At 56.8% G+C, this 20381-nt stretch carries 17 protein-coding genes; 9 read left to right on the forward strand and 8 right to left on the reverse strand.

Annotated features, from left to right (window positions below; genetic code table 11):
* Nucleotides 1–3: 3 nt before the first annotated feature.
* Nucleotides 4–648, reverse strand: coding sequence for a 16S rRNA (guanine(527)-N(7))-methyltransferase RsmG (gene rsmG / locus AU074_RS01950; RefSeq protein WP_003213561.1), 645 nt, complete (start codon nucleotides 646–648; stop codon nucleotides 4–6).
* Complete coding sequence (gene mnmG / locus AU074_RS01955) at nucleotides 645–2537, reverse strand: tRNA uridine-5-carboxymethylaminomethyl(34) synthesis enzyme MnmG (RefSeq protein WP_076013359.1); 1893 nt, start codon at nucleotides 2535–2537, stop codon at nucleotides 645–647. The genes rsmG and mnmG overlap by 4 nt, the downstream gene beginning before the upstream one ends.
* Nucleotides 2538–3123: 586 nt before the next feature.
* On the opposite strand from mnmG, the gene AU074_RS01960 reads away from it, so the two are divergent.
* The 3 genes from AU074_RS01960 (at nucleotide 3124) to AU074_RS01970 (ending at nucleotide 7109) form a co-directional block, all read left to right on the forward strand.
* A complete protein-coding gene (locus AU074_RS01960; RefSeq protein WP_076013263.1) occupies nucleotides 3124–3630 on the forward strand; it encodes a sigma-70 family RNA polymerase sigma factor in 507 nt (168 codons plus the stop codon).
* On the forward strand, nucleotides 3630–4574 hold the full coding sequence (locus AU074_RS01965; protein WP_076013264.1) for a FecR domain-containing protein: 945 nt from the start codon (nucleotides 3630–3632) through the stop codon (nucleotides 4572–4574). The genes AU074_RS01960 and AU074_RS01965 overlap by 1 nt, the downstream gene beginning before the upstream one ends.
* 93 nt (nucleotides 4575–4667) lie before the next feature.
* Nucleotides 4668–7109, forward strand: coding sequence for a TonB-dependent siderophore receptor (locus tag AU074_RS01970; protein WP_076013265.1), 2442 nt, complete (start codon nucleotides 4668–4670; stop codon nucleotides 7107–7109).
* A 23-nt stretch (nucleotides 7110–7132) separates the two neighbouring features.
* Here the strand turns inward: AU074_RS01970 and mnmE are convergent, their stop codons facing one another.
* The 5 genes from mnmE to rpmH all read right to left on the reverse strand — a co-directional run bounded on the left by mnmE (nucleotide 7133) and on the right by rpmH (nucleotide 11062).
* Nucleotides 7133–8503 (reverse strand): tRNA uridine-5-carboxymethylaminomethyl(34) synthesis GTPase MnmE, encoded by a 1371-nt coding sequence (mnmE, locus tag AU074_RS01975; RefSeq protein ID WP_076013266.1) that lies wholly within the window; start codon nucleotides 8501–8503, stop codon nucleotides 7133–7135.
* An 80-nt stretch (nucleotides 8504–8583) separates the two neighbouring features.
* A complete protein-coding gene (yidC, locus tag AU074_RS01980; protein ID WP_076013267.1) occupies nucleotides 8584–10266 on the reverse strand; it encodes a membrane protein insertase YidC in 1683 nt (560 codons plus the stop codon).
* 2 nt (nucleotides 10267–10268) lie between these two features.
* The gene (yidD, locus tag AU074_RS01985) at nucleotides 10269–10514 is read right to left on the reverse strand and encodes a membrane protein insertion efficiency factor YidD (protein WP_003213574.1); all 246 of its coding nucleotides are present in this window, start codon (nucleotides 10512–10514) and stop codon (nucleotides 10269–10271) included.
* On the reverse strand, nucleotides 10507–10911 hold the full coding sequence (rnpA, locus tag AU074_RS01990) for a ribonuclease P protein component (RefSeq protein WP_010168490.1): 405 nt from the start codon (nucleotides 10909–10911) through the stop codon (nucleotides 10507–10509). Before rnpA ends, yidD begins: the two co-directional genes overlap by 8 nt.
* Nucleotides 10912–10927: 16 nt before the next feature.
* Nucleotides 10928–11062, reverse strand: a complete 135-nt coding sequence (rpmH, locus tag AU074_RS01995; protein ID WP_003213577.1) for a 50S ribosomal protein L34 — start codon at nucleotides 11060–11062, stop codon at nucleotides 10928–10930.
* A 585-nt stretch (nucleotides 11063–11647) separates the two neighbouring features.
* On the opposite strand from rpmH, the gene dnaA reads away from it, so the two are divergent.
* From dnaA to gyrB, 4 genes are read left to right on the forward strand one after another with little or no spacing between them, the layout of a single operon-like run.
* Nucleotides 11648–13168 carry a chromosomal replication initiator protein DnaA gene (gene dnaA, locus AU074_RS02000; RefSeq protein ID WP_076013268.1) on the forward strand — a complete coding sequence of 507 codons (1521 nt, stop codon included), beginning with the start codon at nucleotides 11648–11650 and terminating at the stop codon, nucleotides 13166–13168.
* A gap of 39 nt (nucleotides 13169–13207) precedes the next feature.
* Complete coding sequence (gene dnaN / locus AU074_RS02005) at nucleotides 13208–14311, forward strand: DNA polymerase III subunit beta (protein WP_003213582.1); 1104 nt, start codon at nucleotides 13208–13210, stop codon at nucleotides 14309–14311.
* A 20-nt stretch (nucleotides 14312–14331) separates the two neighbouring features.
* On the forward strand, nucleotides 14332–15435 hold the full coding sequence (gene recF / locus AU074_RS02010) for a DNA replication/repair protein RecF (RefSeq protein WP_003213585.1): 1104 nt from the start codon (nucleotides 14332–14334) through the stop codon (nucleotides 15433–15435).
* A 4-nt stretch (nucleotides 15436–15439) separates the two neighbouring features.
* Entirely contained in the window at nucleotides 15440–17863 is a 2424-nt protein-coding gene (gene gyrB / locus AU074_RS02015) for a DNA topoisomerase (ATP-hydrolyzing) subunit B (RefSeq protein ID WP_076013269.1), read from the forward strand.
* A gap of 96 nt (nucleotides 17864–17959) precedes the next feature.
* On the opposite strand, the gene AU074_RS02020 is transcribed toward gyrB, so the two are convergent.
* Nucleotides 17960–18682, reverse strand: a complete 723-nt coding sequence (locus AU074_RS02020; RefSeq protein WP_076013270.1) for a response regulator transcription factor — start codon at nucleotides 18680–18682, stop codon at nucleotides 17960–17962.
* 170 nt (nucleotides 18683–18852) lie between these two features.
* On the opposite strand from AU074_RS02020, the gene AU074_RS02025 reads away from it, so the two are divergent.
* Nucleotides 18853–19104 (forward strand): hypothetical protein, encoded by a 252-nt coding sequence (locus AU074_RS02025; RefSeq protein WP_076013271.1) that lies wholly within the window; start codon nucleotides 18853–18855, stop codon nucleotides 19102–19104.
* 267 nt (nucleotides 19105–19371) lie between these two features.
* Complete coding sequence (locus AU074_RS02030; RefSeq protein ID WP_076013272.1) at nucleotides 19372–20367, forward strand: FecR domain-containing protein; 996 nt, start codon at nucleotides 19372–19374, stop codon at nucleotides 20365–20367.
* Nucleotides 20368–20381: the final 14 nt, after the last annotated feature.

The following is a 20381-nucleotide window of genomic DNA, read 5'->3' on the forward strand; positions in this document are numbered from 1 at the left end:
CAATCATGCCGTGCGGCGCAGTATCAGCAGATGGCGTTGGCCTTGGCAACCGGGTACGGCCAAGGCGTGTTCGCTATCGAGGTGGAAGTCTGCCGGCAATGCTAACAGCTCGTCGCTTGGATGAACGCCCTTCATTGCCAGCCAACGGGTATCGCGGTCGCCGAGGTGGCGGGTCCAGTTGCTGAAGTTCTCCATGCTGCTGAACGCCCGGGAAACAATTCCGTTGAAAGGCTGTTCAGGCGTGAAGGCTTCGACGCGACTGTGGATAACTTGCAGGTTATCCAGCTTGAGTTCGAGTTTGACCTGGGTCAGGAAGCGGGTTTTCTTGCCGTTGCTGTCCAGGCAGGTCACTTGCGACTCGGGAAACAGGATCGCCAGCGGGATGCCGGGCATGCCGCCGCCGCTGCCAACGTCGAGCCAGCGGCCGTTTTCGATAAACGGCATCACACTCAGACTGTCGAGCAGGTGGCGAGAGACCATTTCGTCCGGATCACGCACCGCAGTGAGGTTGTAAGCCTTGTTCCATTTGATCAACAGGGCCAGATAACCCAGCAGCAACTCGTGCTGGGCTTCAGTCAGGTTGACGCCAAGCTGGCGAGCACCTGTGGATAACTCTTCGGCGTGTTGCGAGGTGACCAACGAACTCAAGCGCTTTGCTCCAACTGACGGCCCGCGCCGCGTTTTTTCAAATGAATCATCAACAGCGAAATGGCTGCCGGCGTGACGCCCGGGATACGGGACGCCTGGCCCAGGGTCTCTGGTCGAGTTATCCCCAGCTTGCCTTGGATCTCTTTCGACAGCCCGGAAATGTTTGTGTAATCGATATCCACAGGCAGCTTGGTGTCTTCACTGGCCCGCAGGCGAGCGATTTCATCCTGCTGGCGGTCAATGTAACCAGCGTACTTGGTCTTGATTTCGACCTGTTCGGCGACCTGTGGATCTTCTGCGCCACCGCCGGTGACCGAGATCAGCCCAGCGTAGTCGATTTCCGGACGGGACAGCAGGTTCAGCAAGTTGTATTCGTGGGTCAGCGGCGTGCCGAATTTTTCGGCAATCGCGTCGCCTTGCTCGGTGCCCGGGCGAACCCAGGTACTTTTCAGGCGTTGCTCTTCCAACTCGATGCTTTCGCGTTTTTTGCAGAAGGCTTCCCAACGCACATCGTCGACCAGGCCGAGCTCACGACCTTTTTCGGTCAAGCGCAGGTCGGCATTGTCTTCCCGCAGGATCAGGCGGTATTCGGCCCGGGATGTAAACATCCGGTACGGTTCCTGGGTACCGAGGGTAATCAGGTCGTCGACCAACACCCCGATGTACGCCTCATCGCGACGCGGGCACCAGCTGTCTTTGCCCTGGGCACGCAGTGCAGCGTTGGCTCCGGCCAGCAAACCCTGGGCGCCGGCTTCTTCGTAGCCGGTGGTGCCGTTGATTTGGCCAGCGAAGAACAAACCGCCAATAACCTTGGTTTCCAGGCTGTATTTCAGGTCACGCGGGTCGAAGTAGTCGTACTCGATGGCGTAACCAGGCCGCACGATGTGGGCGTTTTCCATACCGCGGATCGACTGCACAATCTGGATTTGCACATCGAACGGCAAGGAAGTGGAAATCCCGTTCGGGTAAAGCTCGTGGGTGGTCAAACCTTCCGGCTCGATAAAGACCTGATGGCTTTCCTTGTCGGCAAAGCGGTGGATCTTGTCTTCGATCGACGGGCAGTAGCGCGGGCCAATACCTTCGATCACCCCGGAATACATCGGCGAACGGTCGAGGTTCGCGGCAATGATTTCATGGGTGCGGGCGTTGGTGTGGGTAATCCAGCAACTGACCTGTTTCGGATGCTGTTCCTTGGAGCCCATGAACGACATCACCGGGATCGGTGTATCGCCGGCTTGCTCGGTCATCACCGAGAAATCCACAGATCGGCCATCAATTCGTGGCGGCGTGCCGGTTTTCAGGCGACCAACACGCAGTGGCAGTTCGCGAAGGCGCTGAGCCAGGGCGATTGACGGCGGATCACCGGCGCGACCACCGGAATAGTTCTGCATGCCGATGTGGATAAGTCCGCCGAGGAACGTACCGGTGGTCAACACCACGGATTCTGCGAAGAAACGCAGGCCCATTTGCGTGACAACACCGCGTACCTGGTCTTGTTCGACGATCAGGTCATCGGCTGCCTGTTGAAATATCCACAGGTTCGGCTGGTTTTCCAGGGTTTCGCGGACAGCGGCCTTGTACAGGATCCGGTCGGCTTGGGCACGCGTGGCTCGCACGGCCGGGCCTTTGCGGCTGTTCAATACGCGAAATTGAATACCACCTTTGTCGGTAGCCATGGCCATCGCACCGCCCAGGGCATCGATTTCCTTGACCAGATGGCTTTTGCCAATCCCGCCAATTGCGGGGTTGCAGCTCATGGCGCCGAGGGTTTCCACGTTATGCGTCAGCAACAGGGTTTTTGCCCCCATGCGTGCTGACGCCAGTGCTGCCTCGGTACCGGCATGACCGCCGCCGATGACGATCACTTCAAAACGGGAAGGGAAATCCACCACGCACCTCGTGCCTGCTTCTGTAGGTAATTAGGAATGAGCGTTCGAGATCAGGTTTTCGAACGAGTCGGCAAGTATAGGGACTTCGCCCTTCCTAAAGAACCCTTTGCACAAAATTTAACCAGCTGTGGATGAATCACGAACAATAGAAATTAAAAGAGAGAAATTTATTAAATCTTTGTTTTTATGTTTATTTCTACTGAGGCATGTTTCTGTGGATAGATCTCTACAGGCCTTTATTTACGGTATGTACAGAGATTTAAAAGTCTGTGGTTAGGTGCCAAGGAGGCCCTTGGATAAGTGCTTTAAGCCTGTGGATTAAACAGGTGGTTATCCACAGAGGGGTTTTTGCTCAGGTTTTAAGCCTTGTTATCAACCGGGTACAGGAGCGGTTATTCACAGGGCTTAATCCACAGAAAATACGGATTTCGATAAGTTTCAGGCACACGGCGGCCTTCAAGAATCTTCGGGTAGGCAGGAAACGCTTCGTTTGCATTTGTGAAACGGGTTGATGGCAGGCCTATTGTGAGAAAGCGTCACGGCAGTTAATAATAGTTATTATCATTAACCTACCTCGTCACCTCTCATGTCCCTTCCCCCGCATACCCTTGCAGTCCAGCACATCTATGAGCAGCACCATTCGTGGTTGCACAGCTGGCTCAAGGGAAAGTTGCATAACGCCTGCGATGCAGCCGATGTCGCACACGATACGTTCGTGCGGATTCTGGGTGGCCGCAATGCGGCGCAGATCCTTGAGCCCAGGGACTATCTGGCCACTGTTGCCAGGGGACTGGTGATTGACCGCTATCGCCGCCGCGCCATTGAACAAGCCTATCTGCAAACCCTCGCAGACCGGCCAGAAGCAACCGCAATCAGTGAAGAAGACAAGGCGATCATCATTGAAACCCTCGTGGCTGTGGATAAAGCCTTGTATGGGCTGGGTGAGCGGGCTCGGCGAATTTTCATGCTGTCCCAGGTCGAAGGCCTGACTTATCAACAGATCGCCAATCAGCTGCGGGTCTCGCTGACCACCGTCAAGAAACATATGGTCCGCGCCCTGACAGAATGTGCCCTGATCATGGCGGGCGCGTAATGGCCGCCCCGGATCGCAAGACGTTCGAAGCCGCCGCCAGTTGGTACGTGCAATTTCAATCGCAACCACCGACACCTGCGCAACACAGTGCCTGGCAGCAATGGCTCAACGGCGATCCTTCCCATCAGGCAGCCTGGAACCAGATGGAACAGTTGCAACGTGGCCTCGGTGCGCTACCCAAGGATTTCACCCGTCGCGCGCTCTCGACCAGTCAACAGCGGCGCCAAGTGCTCAAGCTGATGTTGATGCTCGGCGCCGCCGGGTACTTGGGATGGAACGTTCAACAACACACTTCCCTGGGCAACCTTTGGGCTGACTATCGAACCAAGGTCGGCGAACGACGGCGAATCGAGCTGGCCGACGGCACTCAAATTGACCTCAATACCCATACCGCGATCGACGTACTTTTCGATGGGCAGCAGCGACTGGTCCGTTTGCGTGAGGGGGAAGTACTTATCCACACCGGCAAGTCGGGGCGGCACACACCGTTTTATGTCGAAACCCGTGAAGGTCGTGTTCAAGCGTTAGGCACGCGGTTCACTGTTCGCCAATTGCAGGGGTCAACCCGGGTTGGCGTGTTGGATGACCGGGTCAGCGTGCAACCCGTCGACCAGCCGGGTCATGGCCGACTGCTCGGCCCCGGTGAGACTGCCGATTTCGGCACGCTGGACGTAGGCCCCAGCCATATCTATCGCAGGAACCAAGCCGCATGGGTCGACGGCCAACTGATCGTTCTGGACGCGCGACTGGGGGATGTCATCGACGAACTCGCGCGCTATCGGCCGGGTGTCATGCAGTGCGACGCTGCATCAGCCCGGCTGCGGGTGTCCGGCACCTTCCGCCTGGATTCCACCGACGCCGTACTGGCCAACCTGCAGGTCACATTGCCGATCCAGGTGAAGTATTTCACCCGCTACTGGGTCGCCGTCACGCTTACAGGTTGATACCGAAAAAATACTCTCAGCAGGGGTTATCTTTTTTTTACCTGGCGCGGCCCTACAGGTAATCACGATGCTACCTTCAGGGCTTACTCACACATGCGCCTTCCTACAAAATTTCGCCAGCGTCTCTCCTGTCACGGCATCACATATAGCTTACTGCTGACCACGGCAGCGACTGCCAGCACCTTGTTATGCACCCAGGCGATTGCTGCCAGCTCGGTGCAACATTACGTGATCGCCCCCGGGCCACTCGACAATGCCTTGAGCCAGTTCGCGGCGAAGGCCAATGTGATTTTGTCATTCTCGCCGCAGCAGACGGCGCGCTTGCAAAGTCCTGGGCTGGAAGGTGACTACTCGGTGGAACAAGGGTTTGCGTTATTGCTGCAGAACTCGGGATTGCAGGCGGCGGCTCAAGGCCCCGGCAGCTACGCGCTGCAGCCGGCAACGAGCGGGGAACAACTCATGTTGGCCCCGACTACTGTCAGCACTTATCAACAGGCCGGTTTCAATCAGGAGATTGCCGGGGACGTCGGTTACAAGGCGCAAAACAGCCGAATCGGTACCAAGACCAGCACACCGTTGTCGGAAACTCCGCGCTCGGTGTCAGTGGTGACCGGCCAGCGCATCAAGGATCAAAAATCCCAGACGCTCACCGAAGTGCTGGGCTATGTGCCGGGAATCTTTGCCCCTCCCTTCGCTGCGGGCGACGGCCTGGCCGGTGACCTGTTCTTCATTCGCGGCTTCAACGCCACGGATTATGGCTACGGCCTGCTGCGCGATGGCTTGCGAGTACAAGGCAACCGGTACGACACCACCAGCGAACCTTATGGGCTGGAACGGGTAGAAATATTCCGTGGCCCTTCTTCCCTGCTCTACGGCGAAAATGCACCCGGTGGTCTGGTCAACCTGGTGAGTAAACACCCGACAGCTACACCACAAGGCGAAGTTCAGCTGACCTACGGTTCGAATAATCGCCGCCAGGTGGGTGTGGATATCTCCGGTCCGTTGAACGACAACGACAATATTCTTGGACGCGTGGTGATGCTCGGCAGAAAGTCCGACACCCAGACTGATCACGTTCCCGATGACCGCCTGTATATCGCACCGTCCCTTACCCTCAATTTCGACGACTACAACACCCTGACGCTGCTGGCCAACTACCAGAAAGACCACACCAATCTCGAACTTGGCCTACCTGCCGCCGGCACATTACTGACCAACCCCAACGGGAAGCTCTCCAAGCACACCATGCTCGGCGACCCGGACTGGAACACCTTCGAACGGGAAACCTGGAGCACCGGCTACGAGTTCAGCCACAGCTTCAACGATGACTGGCAGTTTCGGCAGAACTCGCGTTACATGCAGTCGCGAATCACCCGCCATGAAACCTGGCCAGGCAACCTGAATAATGCGGGGTTCGGCACCCAGCTGAACATGAATGCCTACGACCGCTACAACAAATCGATGGTCTACTCGCTGGATAACCAGTTGGAAGGCAAATTCCAGGTGGGAGGCCTGGAAAATACCGTGCTGTTTGGTGCCAGCTATGACCGTACCTCGTTCAGCCAGGATTGGAATGCCGGATTTGCAGGCACGATCAATGTGTATAACCCGGTATACCTGAAGGACCCATTGACGCCTCTCGCGGTGCAAAACACGTTGCTCGAACAGCAGATGACAGGTGTTTATGCACAGGTCCAGAGCAAGTATGACCACTGGTTATTTTTGCTCGGCGGACGCCAGGACTGGGTCGACAGTGATTTTCGCGACAAGGTGGCCAAGGCCGGCAATATCAGCTCTGAAGACCGCAAATTCACCTATCAGGGCGGGATCATGTACCAGTTCGACAACGGCCTGACGCCGTATGTCAGCTACTCGACCGCGTTCGTCCCGGTACAGCAGATCTCCAATGCCGGCACACCGCTGGACCCGATCACCAGCAGTCAATACGAAGTAGGCCTCAAGTACGAGCCGATCGGCTGGGACACGGCGATGACGTTGTCGGTATATGACTTGCGCAAGCAGGACGACACGTACCTCGACGCCACTACCAATACCTACCGCCAGGTGGGCGAAAGCCGGGCCAAGGGCGTGGAAGTGGAGGTCAACAGCAACCTCACACCCAATTTGAACGTGACTGCGGCCTACACCTACACCGATGCTCGGATTACCAAGGATTCGGCAACGTCGCTCGTGGAAGGTCACCAAATGACCGGTGTCCCACGTAATCAGGCTTCGGTCTGGGGCAAGTACCGCTTTCTTGATGGCCAACTCAAGGGCTTGTCCGTGGGCGGCGGCATGCGCTACTTCGACAGCACTTTCGCTTACACCGCGCCTTCCCTTTACGGGAAGCTGGATGCTGGAAGCGTAACGTTGGTGGATGCCGCCATCGGTTACCAGATTGACAAGCACTGGTCGGTGGACGTGAACGCGAAGAACCTGTTCGACAAGGAGTATGTGTCCGGCTGCAACGATGCGGGCCGCTGCTATTGGGGTGAAAGCCGGACGCTACTCGGAACAGTTTCCTACAACTGGTGACGTGCCAGCTGTGGATAACCCGGCTATTTCCCGATACAGAAGCTTGAAAAAATCCGCCCCAACAAATCATCGGAGCTGAATGCGCCGGTGATCTCACCCAACAGCTGCTGTGCTTGACGTAAATCTTCAGCCAGCAGCTCACCGGCTCCTGCCAGCGTCAGCTGCGCGCGACCATGCTCGAGGGCGGCGCTGGCATGCCGCAGCGCCTCCAGGTGCCTGCGACGAGCGCTGAAGCTGCTTTCCGAGGTCTGCTCGTAGCCCATGCACGCTTTCAGATGATCGCGCAGCAGTTCCAGCCCCTCTCCCGCAGACTTGGCACTTAAGCTGATCGACACGTGGCCGTCCTCACTGACTTCAAGGGCGATCGCCTCGCCCGTCAGGTCGGCCTTGTTTCGAATCAGCGTGACCTTGGCCGGGTCTGGCCGTTGTTCGAGAAATTCCGGCCACAGCGCAAACGGATCTGCTGCCTCTGGCGCGGTGGCATCCACTACCAGCAGCACACGATCGGCCTCTGTGATCGCCTTCAAAGCGCGTTCCACACCGATCTTTTCCACCTGGTCATCGGTGTCACGCAGCCCGGCCGTGTCTACCACATGCAGTGGCATGCCATCGATGTGGATATGTTCGCGCAAGATATCCCGGGTGGTGCCGGCGATCTCGGTAACGATGGCCGCTTCTCGCCCTGCCAGAGCGTTGAGCAGGCTCGACTTGCCGGCGTTGGGTCGGCCGGCAATCACCACCGTCATACCGTCACGCAGCAAGGCACCTTGCCCGGCTTCGCGCAGGACTGTGGATAACTCGTCACGGACTTTATCCAGCATCGCCAGGACATGGCCATCGGCAAGGAAGTCGATTTCTTCCTCCGGGAAATCAATTGCGGCCTCCACGTAGATACGCAGGCTGATCAATTGCTCGGTGAGGTTATGCACACGCAGGGAAAAAGCGCCCTGCAACGAGCGCAATGCATTGCGCGCGGCTTGTGCAGAACTGGCTTCGATCAGGTCGGCAATCGCCTCGGCCTGGGCCAGGTCGAGTTTATCGTTGAGGAACGCGCGTTCGCTGAATTCACCTGGGCGTGCCAGGCGGCAACCCAACTGCAGGCAACGCTGCAGCAGCATGTCCAGAACGATCGGGCCACCGTGGCCTTGCAGTTCCAGGACGTCTTCGCCGGTAAAGGAGTTCGGCCCCGGAAAATAAAGGGCAATACCTTCATCCAGCACCTCTTCATCAGCACCTAAAAACGGCCCGTAATGCGCATACCGCGGCTTCAACTCCCGTCCACTGATGGCCAGGGCCGCCACGCCGGCGAGTGGCCCGGAAATACGAACGATACCGACGCCACCACGACCTTGAGCGGTGGCGACAGCGGCGATGGTTTCACGAGGAGCGCTCATGGCGGGTACCCGGATAAAAGTGACGGAAAGCAAAACGCCCCACTAGGGGGCGTCTTGAGTGGTGTTATCCACAGAGTAAATTACGCCTCGGCTTTTTTGGTAGCCGCTTCGATTTTACGTGTGATGTACCACTGTTGGGAGATCGACAGGCAGTTGTTGACCACCCAGTACAGCACCAGACCAGCCGGGAACCACAGGAAGAAGAAGGTGAAGATGATTGGCATCATTTTCATTACCTTGGCCTGCATCGGGTCCGGCGGAGTCGGGTTCAGACGCTGCTGGATGAACATGGTCGCGCCCATGATGATCGGCAGGATAAAGAACGGGTCTTTGATCGACAGGTCAGTTATCCACAGCATGAACGGAGCCTGGCGCATTTCCACGCTTTCCAGGAGCACCCAGTACAGCGACAGGAACACCGGCATCTGCACCAGAATCGGCAAGCATCCACCCAGCGGGTTGATCTTCTCCTTCTTGTACAGCTCCATCATGGCCTGCGACATTTTCTGCCGGTCATCGCCATGTTGTTCTTTCAGCGCGGCCAGTTTCGGGGCCACGGCACGCATACGTGCCATCGACTTGTAGCTGGCAGCCGACAGTGGGAAGAAGATCCCCTTGATCAACATGGTCAGCAGGATGATCGAGAAGCCCCAGTTGCCGACGATGCTGTGGATATGTTGCAGCAGCCAGAAGATAGGCTGGGCAATGAACCACAGAATGCCGTAATCCACAGTCAGTTCCAGACCTGGGGATAACTCTTTCAGCACAGCCTGGCTTTTCGGACCGGCGTACAACGTAGCGCTGGCTTCAGCCTTGGCACCCGGAGCGACGGTCAACGTCGGGCCAGTAAAGCCAATGATGTAGTTGCCTTGGCTGTCTTTGCGGGTTTGAACCAGGTTGGCATCACCCTTGTTCGGGATCCATGCGGTCACGAAGTAGTGTTGCAACCAGGCGACCCAGCCACCTTGAACGGTTTCTTTCAGCGCGCCCTTGTCGATATCTTTCATCGACACTTTTTTGTACGGCTCGTTACTTGTCCACAGGGCGGCGCCCAGGTAAGTCGCGGTGCCGGTGGCAGTGCTGGAAGAAGGATCGGCGCTGTTGTCACGCTTGAGCTGGGCAAACAGGTTGCCAGTCCACGGCTTGGCGCTTTCGTTGTCGATCAGATAAGTGACTTTCAGATCGTACAAACCGCGGGTGAAGCTGAAGCGCTTGATGTAGTTGACGCCGTCGTGACTGAATTTCAGGTCAACGTTCAACTGGTTCTGGCCATCAGCCAGTTGATAAGTCTTCTGTTCGGTCGAATAAACCGGACGACCGGTAGCACGAGCATCCGGACCGTCAGTACCGGTCAGGCCACTTTGTGCCAGATATACACGTTCGCCGCCGTTATCGAACAGCTGGAACGGAACATCCGGGTGGTCTTGGCGACGTGGATACAGAGGCAATTTTAGCTGGGCGATATCACCACCCTGTGGATCGATTGCCAAGTCCAGTACATCCGTTTTTACATGGATGAGGTCTTTATTGGTGACGACCGGGGTTTCTATCGGGGTGCTGGTATCGGCATTCGCGCTGGGTACATCGGCACTGGCGGCAGCATTGTTACCCAGTGGCGTATCCGGAATAGCCGGCGCCGACTGATTGGTAGCAACATTCTGAGTCGGCAGGGCAGCTTGGCCATAATCCTGGTTCCACTTAAGAACCATAGAGTAGGACACGATTGCCAGGGCGACGATCAGGATCGTGCGTTTAATATCCATGATTACTCGGCCATCGAAGAAGAACGGGAGGTAGGGATAGGCGGAACCGGGTCATAACCACCGGGATTCCACGGATGACAGCGACCTAAACGACGAAAGGTCAGCCAGCCACCGCGCAGAAGGCCATGATTTTCTATGGCTTCCAACGCGTAGCAGGAACAACTGGGGTAGAAACGACAGTGGTTTGCCATCAGGGGACTAATGGCATAGCGGTAAAACTGGATCGGAACGAGCGCCAGTTTACGCATCAGTACTGTCTACCCCTACAGTTTCGGTGCTGACAGCTGGTGCTGGCTTGTTGGTACGAGCCAAACGTTTCCAGAGCTTGCCGAAATGCTGAATCAATTCGGGGTTTTCTACGTCCCCCAAGCCTTTGCGCGCGACGATAACAATATCCCAACCAACCAGAGTCTCCTGGTGGAGGCGAAACGATTCGCGCATCAGACGCTTGAGGCGATTGCGCTCAACGGAGAGCTTTACGCTCTTCTTGCCGATCACCAACCCGAGACGGGGGTGATCCAGATCGTTGTTACGCGCAAGGAGCAGGAGATTTTTCCCCGGAACCTTGCCGGTGGGGGAGTCAAAGACTGCCTTGAAATGCCGGGGGGTTAGCAGACGCTTTTCCCGACTGAAGTCCTGACTCACCACCAGTACCGGATTATCAAACTGCCAGACGCGCACGACCTTTGGCGCGGCGACGCGACAGGACAGCACGGCCGTTCTTGGTGGCCATGCGAGCACGGAAGCCGTGAGTACGGGCGCGTTTGATGGTGCTTGGTTGGAAAGTACGTTTCATGGCGTGTTACCTGGTTCGTCCACAACGGGCCGGAATGGCCCCCGTTTTAAGAGACCGGCGATTCTAGAGAAAGCAAGCCTCTAGGTCAATTTCCAACCAGCTTTTCCTTTAATTAGATATCTGGAGGCCTCTGGACCGAATCCGGGCGATTCGTCTTTCACGAGCAATGCCATAGATATAAAAATAAAGAAGGAAGTTATTTAAAGCTTTTCTGTAAAGCTTATAAAAGCTAGGGAGGCGATCTTCTGTGGATAACTGCCTTAAGGCCATATTCCACGTGGTGTACAGAGAATGACAACACGGGGGAGAAACGGTGCTCTGCCTGTGCTGCGCTATCGGATAAGCTGTGTGTGGAATGGCTACTTATCCACAGGCCAGTTACCCACAGACTTTCGACCCCACTTGTACAACGGGCTTAGGGGCGCTTATCCACAGAGCTTATGCACAGACCATTTGTCGCCTTTTTTACGGTTAAGGCATTGATTCTTGGCGCCCTGTGAGCAAGCTACATGTGGATAAGTGGACGGCTGGCCGCTACAATGGCGGCTGTTTTTGCCTCACCGGCTTTCAACTTAGGGGATATCCGTGTCAGTGGAACTTTGGCAGCAGTGCGTGGAGCTTTTGCGCGATGAGCTGCCTGCCCAGCAATTCAACACCTGGATCCGTCCGCTACAGGTCGAAGCCGAAGGCGACGAGTTGCGTGTCTACGCGCCTAATCGTTTTGTTCTCGACTGGGTCAACGAGAAATACCTGAGCCGCGTTCTCGAATTGCTCGACGAACATGGCAACGGGCTTGCTCCGGTGCTCTCCTTATTAATAGGCAGCAAACGCAGCTCGGTACCTCGTGCTGCGCCGAATGCACCGTTGGCAGCAAGCGCCTCTCAGGCTCAGGCCGCAGCGGCACCTGTTAATAACTCGCCTGCATCGGTTGCCCAGACGCCTTCGAAATCCTCGTCGCAGAAAAACGCGCCTATAAATGAAGAGCCGTCCCGCGACAGCTTTGACCCAATGGCCGGCGCCAGCTCACAACAGGCTCCGGTTCGTGCTGAACAGCGCACCGTTCAGGTCGAAGGTGCGCTCAAGCACACCAGCTATCTGAACCGCACGTTCACCTTTGAGAACTTTGTCGAAGGTAAATCCAACCAGCTGGCCCGCGCGGCTGCCTGGCAGGTCGCCGACAACCCCAAGCACGGTTACAACCCGCTCTTCCTTTATGGTGGCGTTGGCTTGGGTAAAACTCACTTGATGCACGCCGTGGGTAACCACCTATTAAAGAAGAACCCGAATGCCAAGGTCGTGTACCTGCACTCGGAGCGCTTCGTGGCCGACATGGTCAAGGCGCTGCAGCTCAATGCAATCAACGAGTTCAAACGGTTCTACCGTTCCGTTGATGCCTTGCTGATCGATGACATTCAATTCTTCGCCCGCAAGGAACGTTCCCAGGAAGAGTTTTTCCACACGTTCAACGCGTTGCTCGAAGGTGGCCAACAGGTCATCTTGACCAGTGACCGTTATCCGAAGGAAATCGAAGGCCTGGAAGAGCGCCTGAAGTCGCGCTTCGGCTGGGGCCTGACCGTTGCGGTAGAGCCGCCGGAACTGGAAACCCGCGTCGCGATCCTGATGAAAAAGGCCGACCAGGCTAAAGTCGACCTGCCTCACGACGCCGCGTTCTTCATTGCCCAGCGCATTCGTTCCAACGTGCGTGAGCTGGAAGGCGCACTCAAGCGTGTCATCGCTCACTCGCACTTCATGGGCCGCGACATCACCATCGAGTTGATCCGCGAATCCCTGAAAGATCTGCTGGCGTTGCAAGACAAGCTGGTGAGTGTGGATAACATCCAGCGTACTGTGGCCGAGTACTACAAGATCAAGATTTCCGATCTGCTGTCCAAGCGCCGTTCGCGCTCGGTGGCACGTCCCCGTCAGGTAGCGATGGCGCTCTCCAAAGAGCTGACCAACCACAGCCTGCCGGAAATTGGTGATGTGTTTGGCGGTCGCGACCACACTACGGTTTTGCACGCGTGCCGCAAGATCAACGAACTTAAGGAATCCGACGCGGATATTCGCGAGGACTACAAGAACCTGCTGCGTACACTGACTACTTGATGAACACCAGCGCAGCTTATTAAGGCAAGGGACTAGACCATGCATTTCACCATTCAACGCGAAGCCCTGTTGAAACCCCTGCAACTGGTCGCAGGCGTCGTCGAGCGCCGACAGACCTTGCCGGTGCTTTCCAACGTATTGCTGGTTGTCGAAGGCCAGCAATTGTCCTTGACCGGTACCGACCTCGAAGTCGAACTGGTTGGTCGTGTCCAGCTCGAAGAACCTGCCGAACCTGGCGAGATCACCGTGCCGGCGCGCAAGCTGATGGACATCTGCAAGAGCCTGCCCAACGACGCGCTGATCGACATCAAGGTTGATGAGCAGAAGCTGGTCGTCAAGGCCGGTCGCAGCCGTTTCACCCTGTCGACCTTGCCAGCCAACGACTTCCCGACCGTGGAAGAAGGTCCTGGCTCGCTGACATGCAGCCTGGAGCAAAGCCGACTGCGCCGCTTGATCGAGCGCACCAGCTTCGCCATGGCCCAGCAGGACGTGCGTTATTACCTCAACGGCATGCTGCTGGAAGTCTCCGAAGGCATCATCCGCGCCGTGGCCACTGACGGTCACCGTCTGGCCATGTGCTCGATGAAAGCCGATATCGGTCAGCCGGATCGCCACCAGGTGATCGTGCCGCGTAAAGGTATTCTGGAACTCGCGCGCCTGCTGACCGAGCCGGATGGCAATGTCAGCATCGTCCTGGGCCAGCACCACATCCGTGCGACCACTGGCGAGTTCACCTTCACATCCAAGCTGGTTGACGGCAAGTTCCCGGATTACGAGCGTGTCCTGCCTAAAGGCGGCGACAAGCTGGTGATCGGTGATCGTCAGGCCCTGCGTGAAGCGTTCAGCCGTACCGCCATTCTTTCCAACGAGAAGTACCGCGGTATTCGCCTGCAATTGGCCAACGGTCAGCTGAAAATTCAGGCGAATAACCCTGAGCAGGAAGAAGCGGAAGAAGAAGTGGGCGTCGACTACAACGGCGGCAACCTGGAAATCGGCTTCAACGTCAGCTACTTGCTGGATGTGCTGGGTGTGATGACCACCGAACAGGTTCGCCTGATCCTGTCCGACTCCAACAGCAGCGCCTTGGTGCAAGAATCCGACAACGATGACTCGGCTTACGTTGTCATGCCGATGCGCCTGTAATCATGTTCAGCAGAAGCTAGATGTCCCTCAGTCGCGTCTCGGTCACCGCGGTGCGCAATTTGCACCCGGTGACCTTCTCCCCCTCTCCCCGCATCAATATCCTCCACGGCGCCAACGGCAGTGGCAAAACCAGCGTGCTGGAAGCCATTCATTTGCTGGGGCTTGCCCGTTCCTTCCGCAGTGCCCGCTTGTTACCGGTGATCCAGTACGAGCAACTGGCGTGCACGGTATTTGGCCAAGTCGAATTGGCGGAAGGCGGTCATAGCAGCCTGGGGATTTCTCGTGATCGTCAGGGGGAGTTTCAAATACGCATCGACGGGCAGAATGCTCGCAGTGCTGCGCAATTGGCGGAAATCCTGCCGCTGCAACTGATCAACCCGGACAGCTTTCGTTTGCTGGAAGGCGCGCCAAAAATCCGCAGGCAATTCCTCGATTGGGGAGTGTTCCACGTGGAACCGCGTTTTATGGCCACTTGGCAGCGCCTGCAGAAGGCCCTGCGGCAGCGGAACTCGTGGCTGCGGCATGGTACACTTGACGCCGCTTCGCAAGCTGCTTGGGACCGGGAACTGTGCCTGGCCAGCGCTGAAATAGATGAATACCGCCGCGCCTATATCAAAGCCTTGAAACCAGTCTTTGAGCAGACCTTGAGCGAGTTGCTTGAACTCGAGGGGCTGACGTTGAGCTACTACCGTGGTTGGGACAAAGACCGGGAGCTGAGTGCAGTGCTCGCGACGTCCTTACAGCGGGATCAGCAAATTGGTCACACCCAGGCCGGACCGCAACGGGCTGATTTGCGCCTTAGATTGGGCGCACATAATGCCGCGGACATCTTGTCCCGCGGTCAGCAGAAGTTGGTGGTCTGTGCCCTGCGTATCGCCCAAGGGCATCTGGTTAGCCAGGCCCGGCGCGGGCAATGTATTTATCTGGTGGATGACTTGCCGTCCGAACTGGACGAGCAGCACCGCCGCGCGTTATGCCGCTTGTTGGAAGACTTACGCTGCCAGGTGTTTATCACCTGTGTAGACCACGAATTATTGAGGGAAGGCTGGCAGACGGAAACGCCAGTCGCTTTGTTCCACGTGGAACAAGGCCGTATCACCCAGACCCACGACCATCGGGAGTGAAGGCATGAGCGAACAAAATACGAATACGTACGACTCGACCAGCATTAAAGTGCTTAAAGGTTTGGATGCCGTACGCAAACGTCCCGGTATGTACATCGGTGATACCGATGATGGCAGCGGTCTGCACCACATGGTGTTCGAGGTGGTCGATAACTCGATCGACGAAGCTTTGGCCGGTCACTGCGACGACATCAGCATCATCATCCACCCGGACGAATCTATCACCGTGCGCGACAACGGTCGCGGCATCCCGGTAGATGTGCATAAAGAAGAAGGCGTTTCGGCAGCAGAGGTCATTATGACCGTGCTCCACGCCGGCGGTAAGTTCGATGACAACTCCTACAAAGTATCCGGCGGTTTGCACGGTGTAGGTGTTTCCGTGGTGAACGCCCTCTCCGAACTGCTGGTGCTGACCGTGCGTCGCAGCGGCAAGATCTGGGAGCAGACCTACGTTCACGGCGTTCCGCAAGAACCGATGAAAATCGTCGGCGAAAGCGAAACCACCGGTACCCAGATTCATTTCCGTCCTTCCGACGAAACCTTCAAGAACATCCACTTCAGCTGGGACATCCTGGCCAAGCGGATTCGTGAACTGTCCTTCCTCAACTCCGGTGTGGGTATCGTCCTCAAAGACGAACGCAGCGGCAAGGAAGAGCTGTTCAAATACGAAGGTGGCCTGCGGGCGTTCGTTGAATACCTGAACACCAACAAGACTGCGGTCAACCAGGTGTTCCACTTCAACATCCAGCGTGAAGACGGCATCGGCGTGGAAATCGCCCTCCAGTGGAACGACAGCTTCAACGAGAACCTGTTGTGCTTCACCAACAACATTCCTCAGCGCGATGGCGGTACTCACCTGGTGGGTTTCCGTTCGGCACTGACGCGTAACCTGAACACCTACATCGAAGCAGAAGGTCTGGCGAAGAAGCATAAAGTCGCCACCACCGGTGACGATGCCCGTGAAGGCCTGACCGCGATTATTTCGGTCAAGGTTCCGGATCCGAAGTTCAGCTCCCAGACCAAAGACAAGCTGGTGTCTTCCGAAGTGAAGACCGCCGTTGAACAGGAAATGGGTAAGTACTTCTCCGACTTCCTGCTGGAAAACCCGAACGAAGCCAAATTGGTTGTCGGCAAGATGATCGACGCGGCGCGGGCTCGTGAAGCGGCGCGTAAAGCCCGTGAGATGACCCGTCGTAAAGGCGCGCTGGATATCGCTGGGCTACCGGGCAAACTGGCTGACTGCCAAGAGAAAGACCCTGCCCTGTCCGAACTGTACCTGGTGGAAGGTGACTCTGCTGGCGGTTCCGCCAAGCAGGGTCGTAACCGTCGCACCCAGGCCATCCTGCCGTTGAAGGGTAAGATCCTCAACGTCGAGAAGGCGCGCTTCGACAAGATGATTTCCTCGCAGGAAGTCGGCACCTTGATCACCGCCCTGGGCTGTGGCATCGGCCGCGACGAGTACAACATCGACAAGCTGCGCTACCACAACATCATCATCATGACCGATGCTGACGTCGACGGTTCGCACATCCGCACCCTGCTGCTGACGTTCTTCTTCCGTCAGTTGCCTGAGCTGATCGAGCGTGGCTACATCTACATCGCCCAGCCGCCGCTGTACAAAGTGAAAAAGGGCAAGCAAGAGCAATACATCAAAGACGACGACGCCATGGAAGAGTACATGACGCAGTCGGCCCTGGAAGATGCGAGCCTGCACTTGAACGACGAAGCCCCGGGGATCTCCGGTGAAGCGTTGGAGCGTCTGGTAAACGATTTCCGCATGGTGATGAAGACCCTCAAGCGTTTGTCGCGCCTGTACCCTCAGGAGCTGACCGAGCACTTCATCTACCTGCCAGCCGTCAGCCTTGAGCAATTGGGCGACCACGCTCACATGCAGAATTGGCTGGCCCAGTACGAAGTCCGTCTGCGTACCGTCGAAAAATCCGGCTTGGTTTACAAAGCCAGCCTGCGTGAAGACCGTGAACGTAACGTCTGGCTGCCAGAGGTCGAACTGATCTCCCACGGCCTGTCGAACTATGTCACCTTCAACCGCGACTTCTTCGGCAGCAACGACTACAAGACGGTTGTCACCCTTGGCGCGCAACTGAGCACCCTGCTGGACGATGGTGCTTACATTCAGCGTGGCGAGCGTAAGAAAGCGGTCAAAGAGTTCAAGGAAGCCTTGGACTGGTTGATGGCTGAAAGCACCAAGCGTCACACCATTCAGCGATACAAAGGTCTGGGCGAAATGAACCCGGATCAGCTGTGGGAAACCACCATGGACCCCGCTCAGCGTCGCATGCTGCGTGTGACCATCGAAGACGCCATTGGCGCGGATCAGATCTTCAACACCCTGATGGGTGATGCGGTCGAGCCTCGTCGTGACTTCATCGAGAGCAACGCCTTGGCGGTGTCCAACCTGGACTTCTGATCAGGTTGCAGCGCAAACAAAAAGGCCAACGCTAAGCGTTGGCCTTTTTTATTGGGTGGGATTTGGGCATTTTACAAATGCTCCACGTGGAACATCTCACTCGTCGGAGGCAGCCGTCACACTCTCCAAGCGATACCCGTACCCATAAATCGTGAGCAGCTGCCACCCCCGCTCCGCCGTCAGCCCGAGCTTATTCCGTAGCCGATAAATATGCGTATCCAGGGGCCGCGACGACACCATTTCCTCATGGGTCCAGAACCGCTCATACAGATATTCCCGAGACAGTGGCCGCGCCAGGTTCTCAAACAGGCACCGAGCCAGGCGGTATTCGCGTTCTGTCAGGTTGATAGGTTTCCCCGCCCTGCTCACCGTGAGTTCAGCATCATCGAACGTCAGGTCGTTGAAGGTCAGCACTTCGCTGGCTGCAGACTTTTGCAGTCCGTGGCGCCGCAGCACCGCATTGACCCGTGCCTTAAGCTCGTTAGGGCGAAATGGCTTACTGACGTAATCATCGGCGCCACTGTTCAACGCCTGGACGATATCGCTCTCGGCATCTCGGCTGGTGAGCATGATGGCGGCCGGTGGCGCTTCCATGTGCTCGCGGGTCCAGCGCAACAGTGCAAGGCCGCTGAGGTCGGGCAGTTGCCAGTCAAGGATCAGCAGGTCAAAGGTTTCCCGGCGCAGTTGGCGCAGCAGGTCTTCTCCACGCTCGAAGCAGTGCAGACTCCAAGGCTGATCCGCGGCGCTGGGGATTTGTCGCAGTGTCTGTTCCACCCGCCGCAGTTCTGCAGGTTCGTCATCCAGTATTGCGACACGCATGGCAGGGTCCTTTCTGATTAAGAATGCAGGCATGAATCTGAACAATTATGGCCAGATTCTCAGGCCCTTTGAATCTCTCGGTACGCTGATATCAAATGGCCGTAAGCCATTGGAAATCGTAATACCCACGCTGGGAAGATACCGGCTCGGGACCTTCAGGAAAAGGATCAATGGCAATCTGGTTTTATGCTGTTTCGAGACGTGCGGCGGTTCTGGAGAAGATTAATGTATGGGGGCGAATGGTATTGGTGGTAATGGCGGCAACCTTGGGGACGGAAACGGTAGGGGCATCCAAACCGGTAATACCTGCTTCGTTCGATGAACGTCAAACCCTGAGCGAACCGGGTAACGGTATGGGCTTCGCCAGTTCGCCGCTTCAGCAACTCGGTGAACAACAGCAGAATCAACGCTGGGTGTTTTAAGCACCGCCAAATCTGAACAATTTTTGCGATTCGGTCCGGCACACCTGTCTTGTAGGTAAATTCGCTCTCGCTGGATGACACACGGATTGGAGCGAGGGAATTGCTCCGGCACAGGGATGTGTCATCTTCTGCCATAGATCCCACGCCCCAGACATTTTGGCTATCGACTGGATACCTCATCGAGTATCGTAGTCGGTATTCAAGGTCTTCCCGCGCAAGACGCTTCCTGAACGTGCTTTCTGATGCCCCATTAGAACTAGAATCTTGATGAGCGCCATGACCTTTTTCACCTGCCGACTTCGCTTTGCCATTTCTACGCTGTTGGGCTCAGGCTTGATTGTTACGCTTGGCGTATTGAGCTTGCCGGCCTTGGCACGTCCCGCCCCTCCCCGCGCCCCCTACATTGACGACAACCAGATGTGCCGCGCGCAGCCACTGCCGGCGGTGGTGCAGCACCTGACAGGCGAAGCCTGGAAGCTGGATGCCAAGGGCGTTTCCACGGCCTTGGCAGAAGGCATGGTCATTGATGAACAAGAGCGTGTGAAAACCTCACCGGACGCGTTCGTCAGCCTTTTGCTGGGAGACGGTACGCGGGTTGTCTTGCCGTCCAGCTCCCAGGTTCGACTGCACCTGGTCGAGGAGCAATCTATTCCGCAGGTCATTCTTGAAGAAGGTCAGGTTGAGGCTTATGTCATCAAGCGTGCCAGTGACTACGACCGTTTCCAGATCGTGACCCCGGTGGGCGTGCTCGGTGTGCGCGGCACACATTTCCGCGTGCGCAACGACGGCGAACAATCGCTGGTGGAAGTGCTCAATGGGCAGGTTGCGGTCAATCGGGATGACGCTCCACCGACTCTACGACCCATCAAGAAGAAGCCCATTACCGGGCCGGTTGCGGGTGAAGTGAAGGTCGGTGCGAGGCAGGGTTTGGCATTCAAGAAACAAGGTGAACTCAAGCCCGTGGAACTGCTGGATGCTCCACGTCTGGTGGGCCAGGATGGGCAAAAAGGCGATGCGCCGATATGGACGCTTTTTCTGCGTCCGTTAGCCGGCGCCCAGCGTTACAGGGCTCAGGTCGCGACCGATAAGGAGTTTCTGAACATCAAGCAGGAAAACTTCTCCGACGAGCCGCAAATGCGCTTCACTGGGCTGAAAGCATCGTTCTATCACGTTCGTTTGTCGGCCTATGATGAACACGGGCTTGAGGGAGAAACCGGGGTCTATGACATCTTCTATTACCCGCCCGCGAACCGCGTGCAATAGCGCTCCGGACGCTC

It is taken from the genome of Pseudomonas sp. ATCC PTA-122608, from assembly GCF_001952855.1.
Taxonomy (GTDB): domain Bacteria; phylum Pseudomonadota; class Gammaproteobacteria; order Pseudomonadales; family Pseudomonadaceae; genus Aquipseudomonas.

Excerpts from the sequence above, each read along its gene's own strand:
- AU074_RS01960 (WP_076013263.1), top strand. The coding sequence starts at position 3,124 with ATGTCCCTTCCCCCGCATACCCTTGCAGTCCAGCACATCTATGAGCAG.
- AU074_RS01965 (WP_076013264.1), top strand. The coding sequence starts at position 3,630 with ATGGCCGCCCCGGATCGCAAGACGTTCGAAGCCGCCGCCAGTTGGTAC.
- AU074_RS01970 (WP_076013265.1), top strand. The coding sequence starts at position 4,668 with ATGCGCCTTCCTACAAAATTTCGCCAGCGTCTCTCCTGTCACGGCATC.
- mnmE (WP_076013266.1), bottom strand. The coding sequence starts at position 8,503 with ATGAGCGCTCCTCGTGAAACCATCGCCGCTGTCGCCACCGCTCAAGGT.
- yidC (WP_076013267.1), bottom strand. The coding sequence starts at position 10,266 with ATGGATATTAAACGCACGATCCTGATCGTCGCCCTGGCAATCGTGTCC.
- yidD (WP_003213574.1), bottom strand. The coding sequence starts at position 10,514 with ATGCGTAAACTGGCGCTCGTTCCGATCCAGTTTTACCGCTATGCCATT.
- rpmH (WP_003213577.1), bottom strand. The coding sequence starts at position 11,062 with ATGAAACGTACTTTCCAACCAAGCACCATCAAACGCGCCCGTACTCAC.
- dnaN (WP_003213582.1), top strand. The coding sequence starts at position 13,208 with ATGCATTTCACCATTCAACGCGAAGCCCTGTTGAAACCCCTGCAACTG.
- recF (WP_003213585.1), top strand. The coding sequence starts at position 14,332 with ATGTCCCTCAGTCGCGTCTCGGTCACCGCGGTGCGCAATTTGCACCCG.
- gyrB (WP_076013269.1), top strand. The coding sequence starts at position 15,440 with ATGAGCGAACAAAATACGAATACGTACGACTCGACCAGCATTAAAGTG.
- AU074_RS02020 (WP_076013270.1), bottom strand. The coding sequence starts at position 18,682 with ATGCGTGTCGCAATACTGGATGACGAACCTGCAGAACTGCGGCGGGTG.
- AU074_RS02025 (WP_076013271.1), top strand. The coding sequence starts at position 18,853 with ATGGCAATCTGGTTTTATGCTGTTTCGAGACGTGCGGCGGTTCTGGAG.
- AU074_RS02030 (WP_076013272.1), top strand. The coding sequence starts at position 19,372 with ATGAGCGCCATGACCTTTTTCACCTGCCGACTTCGCTTTGCCATTTCT.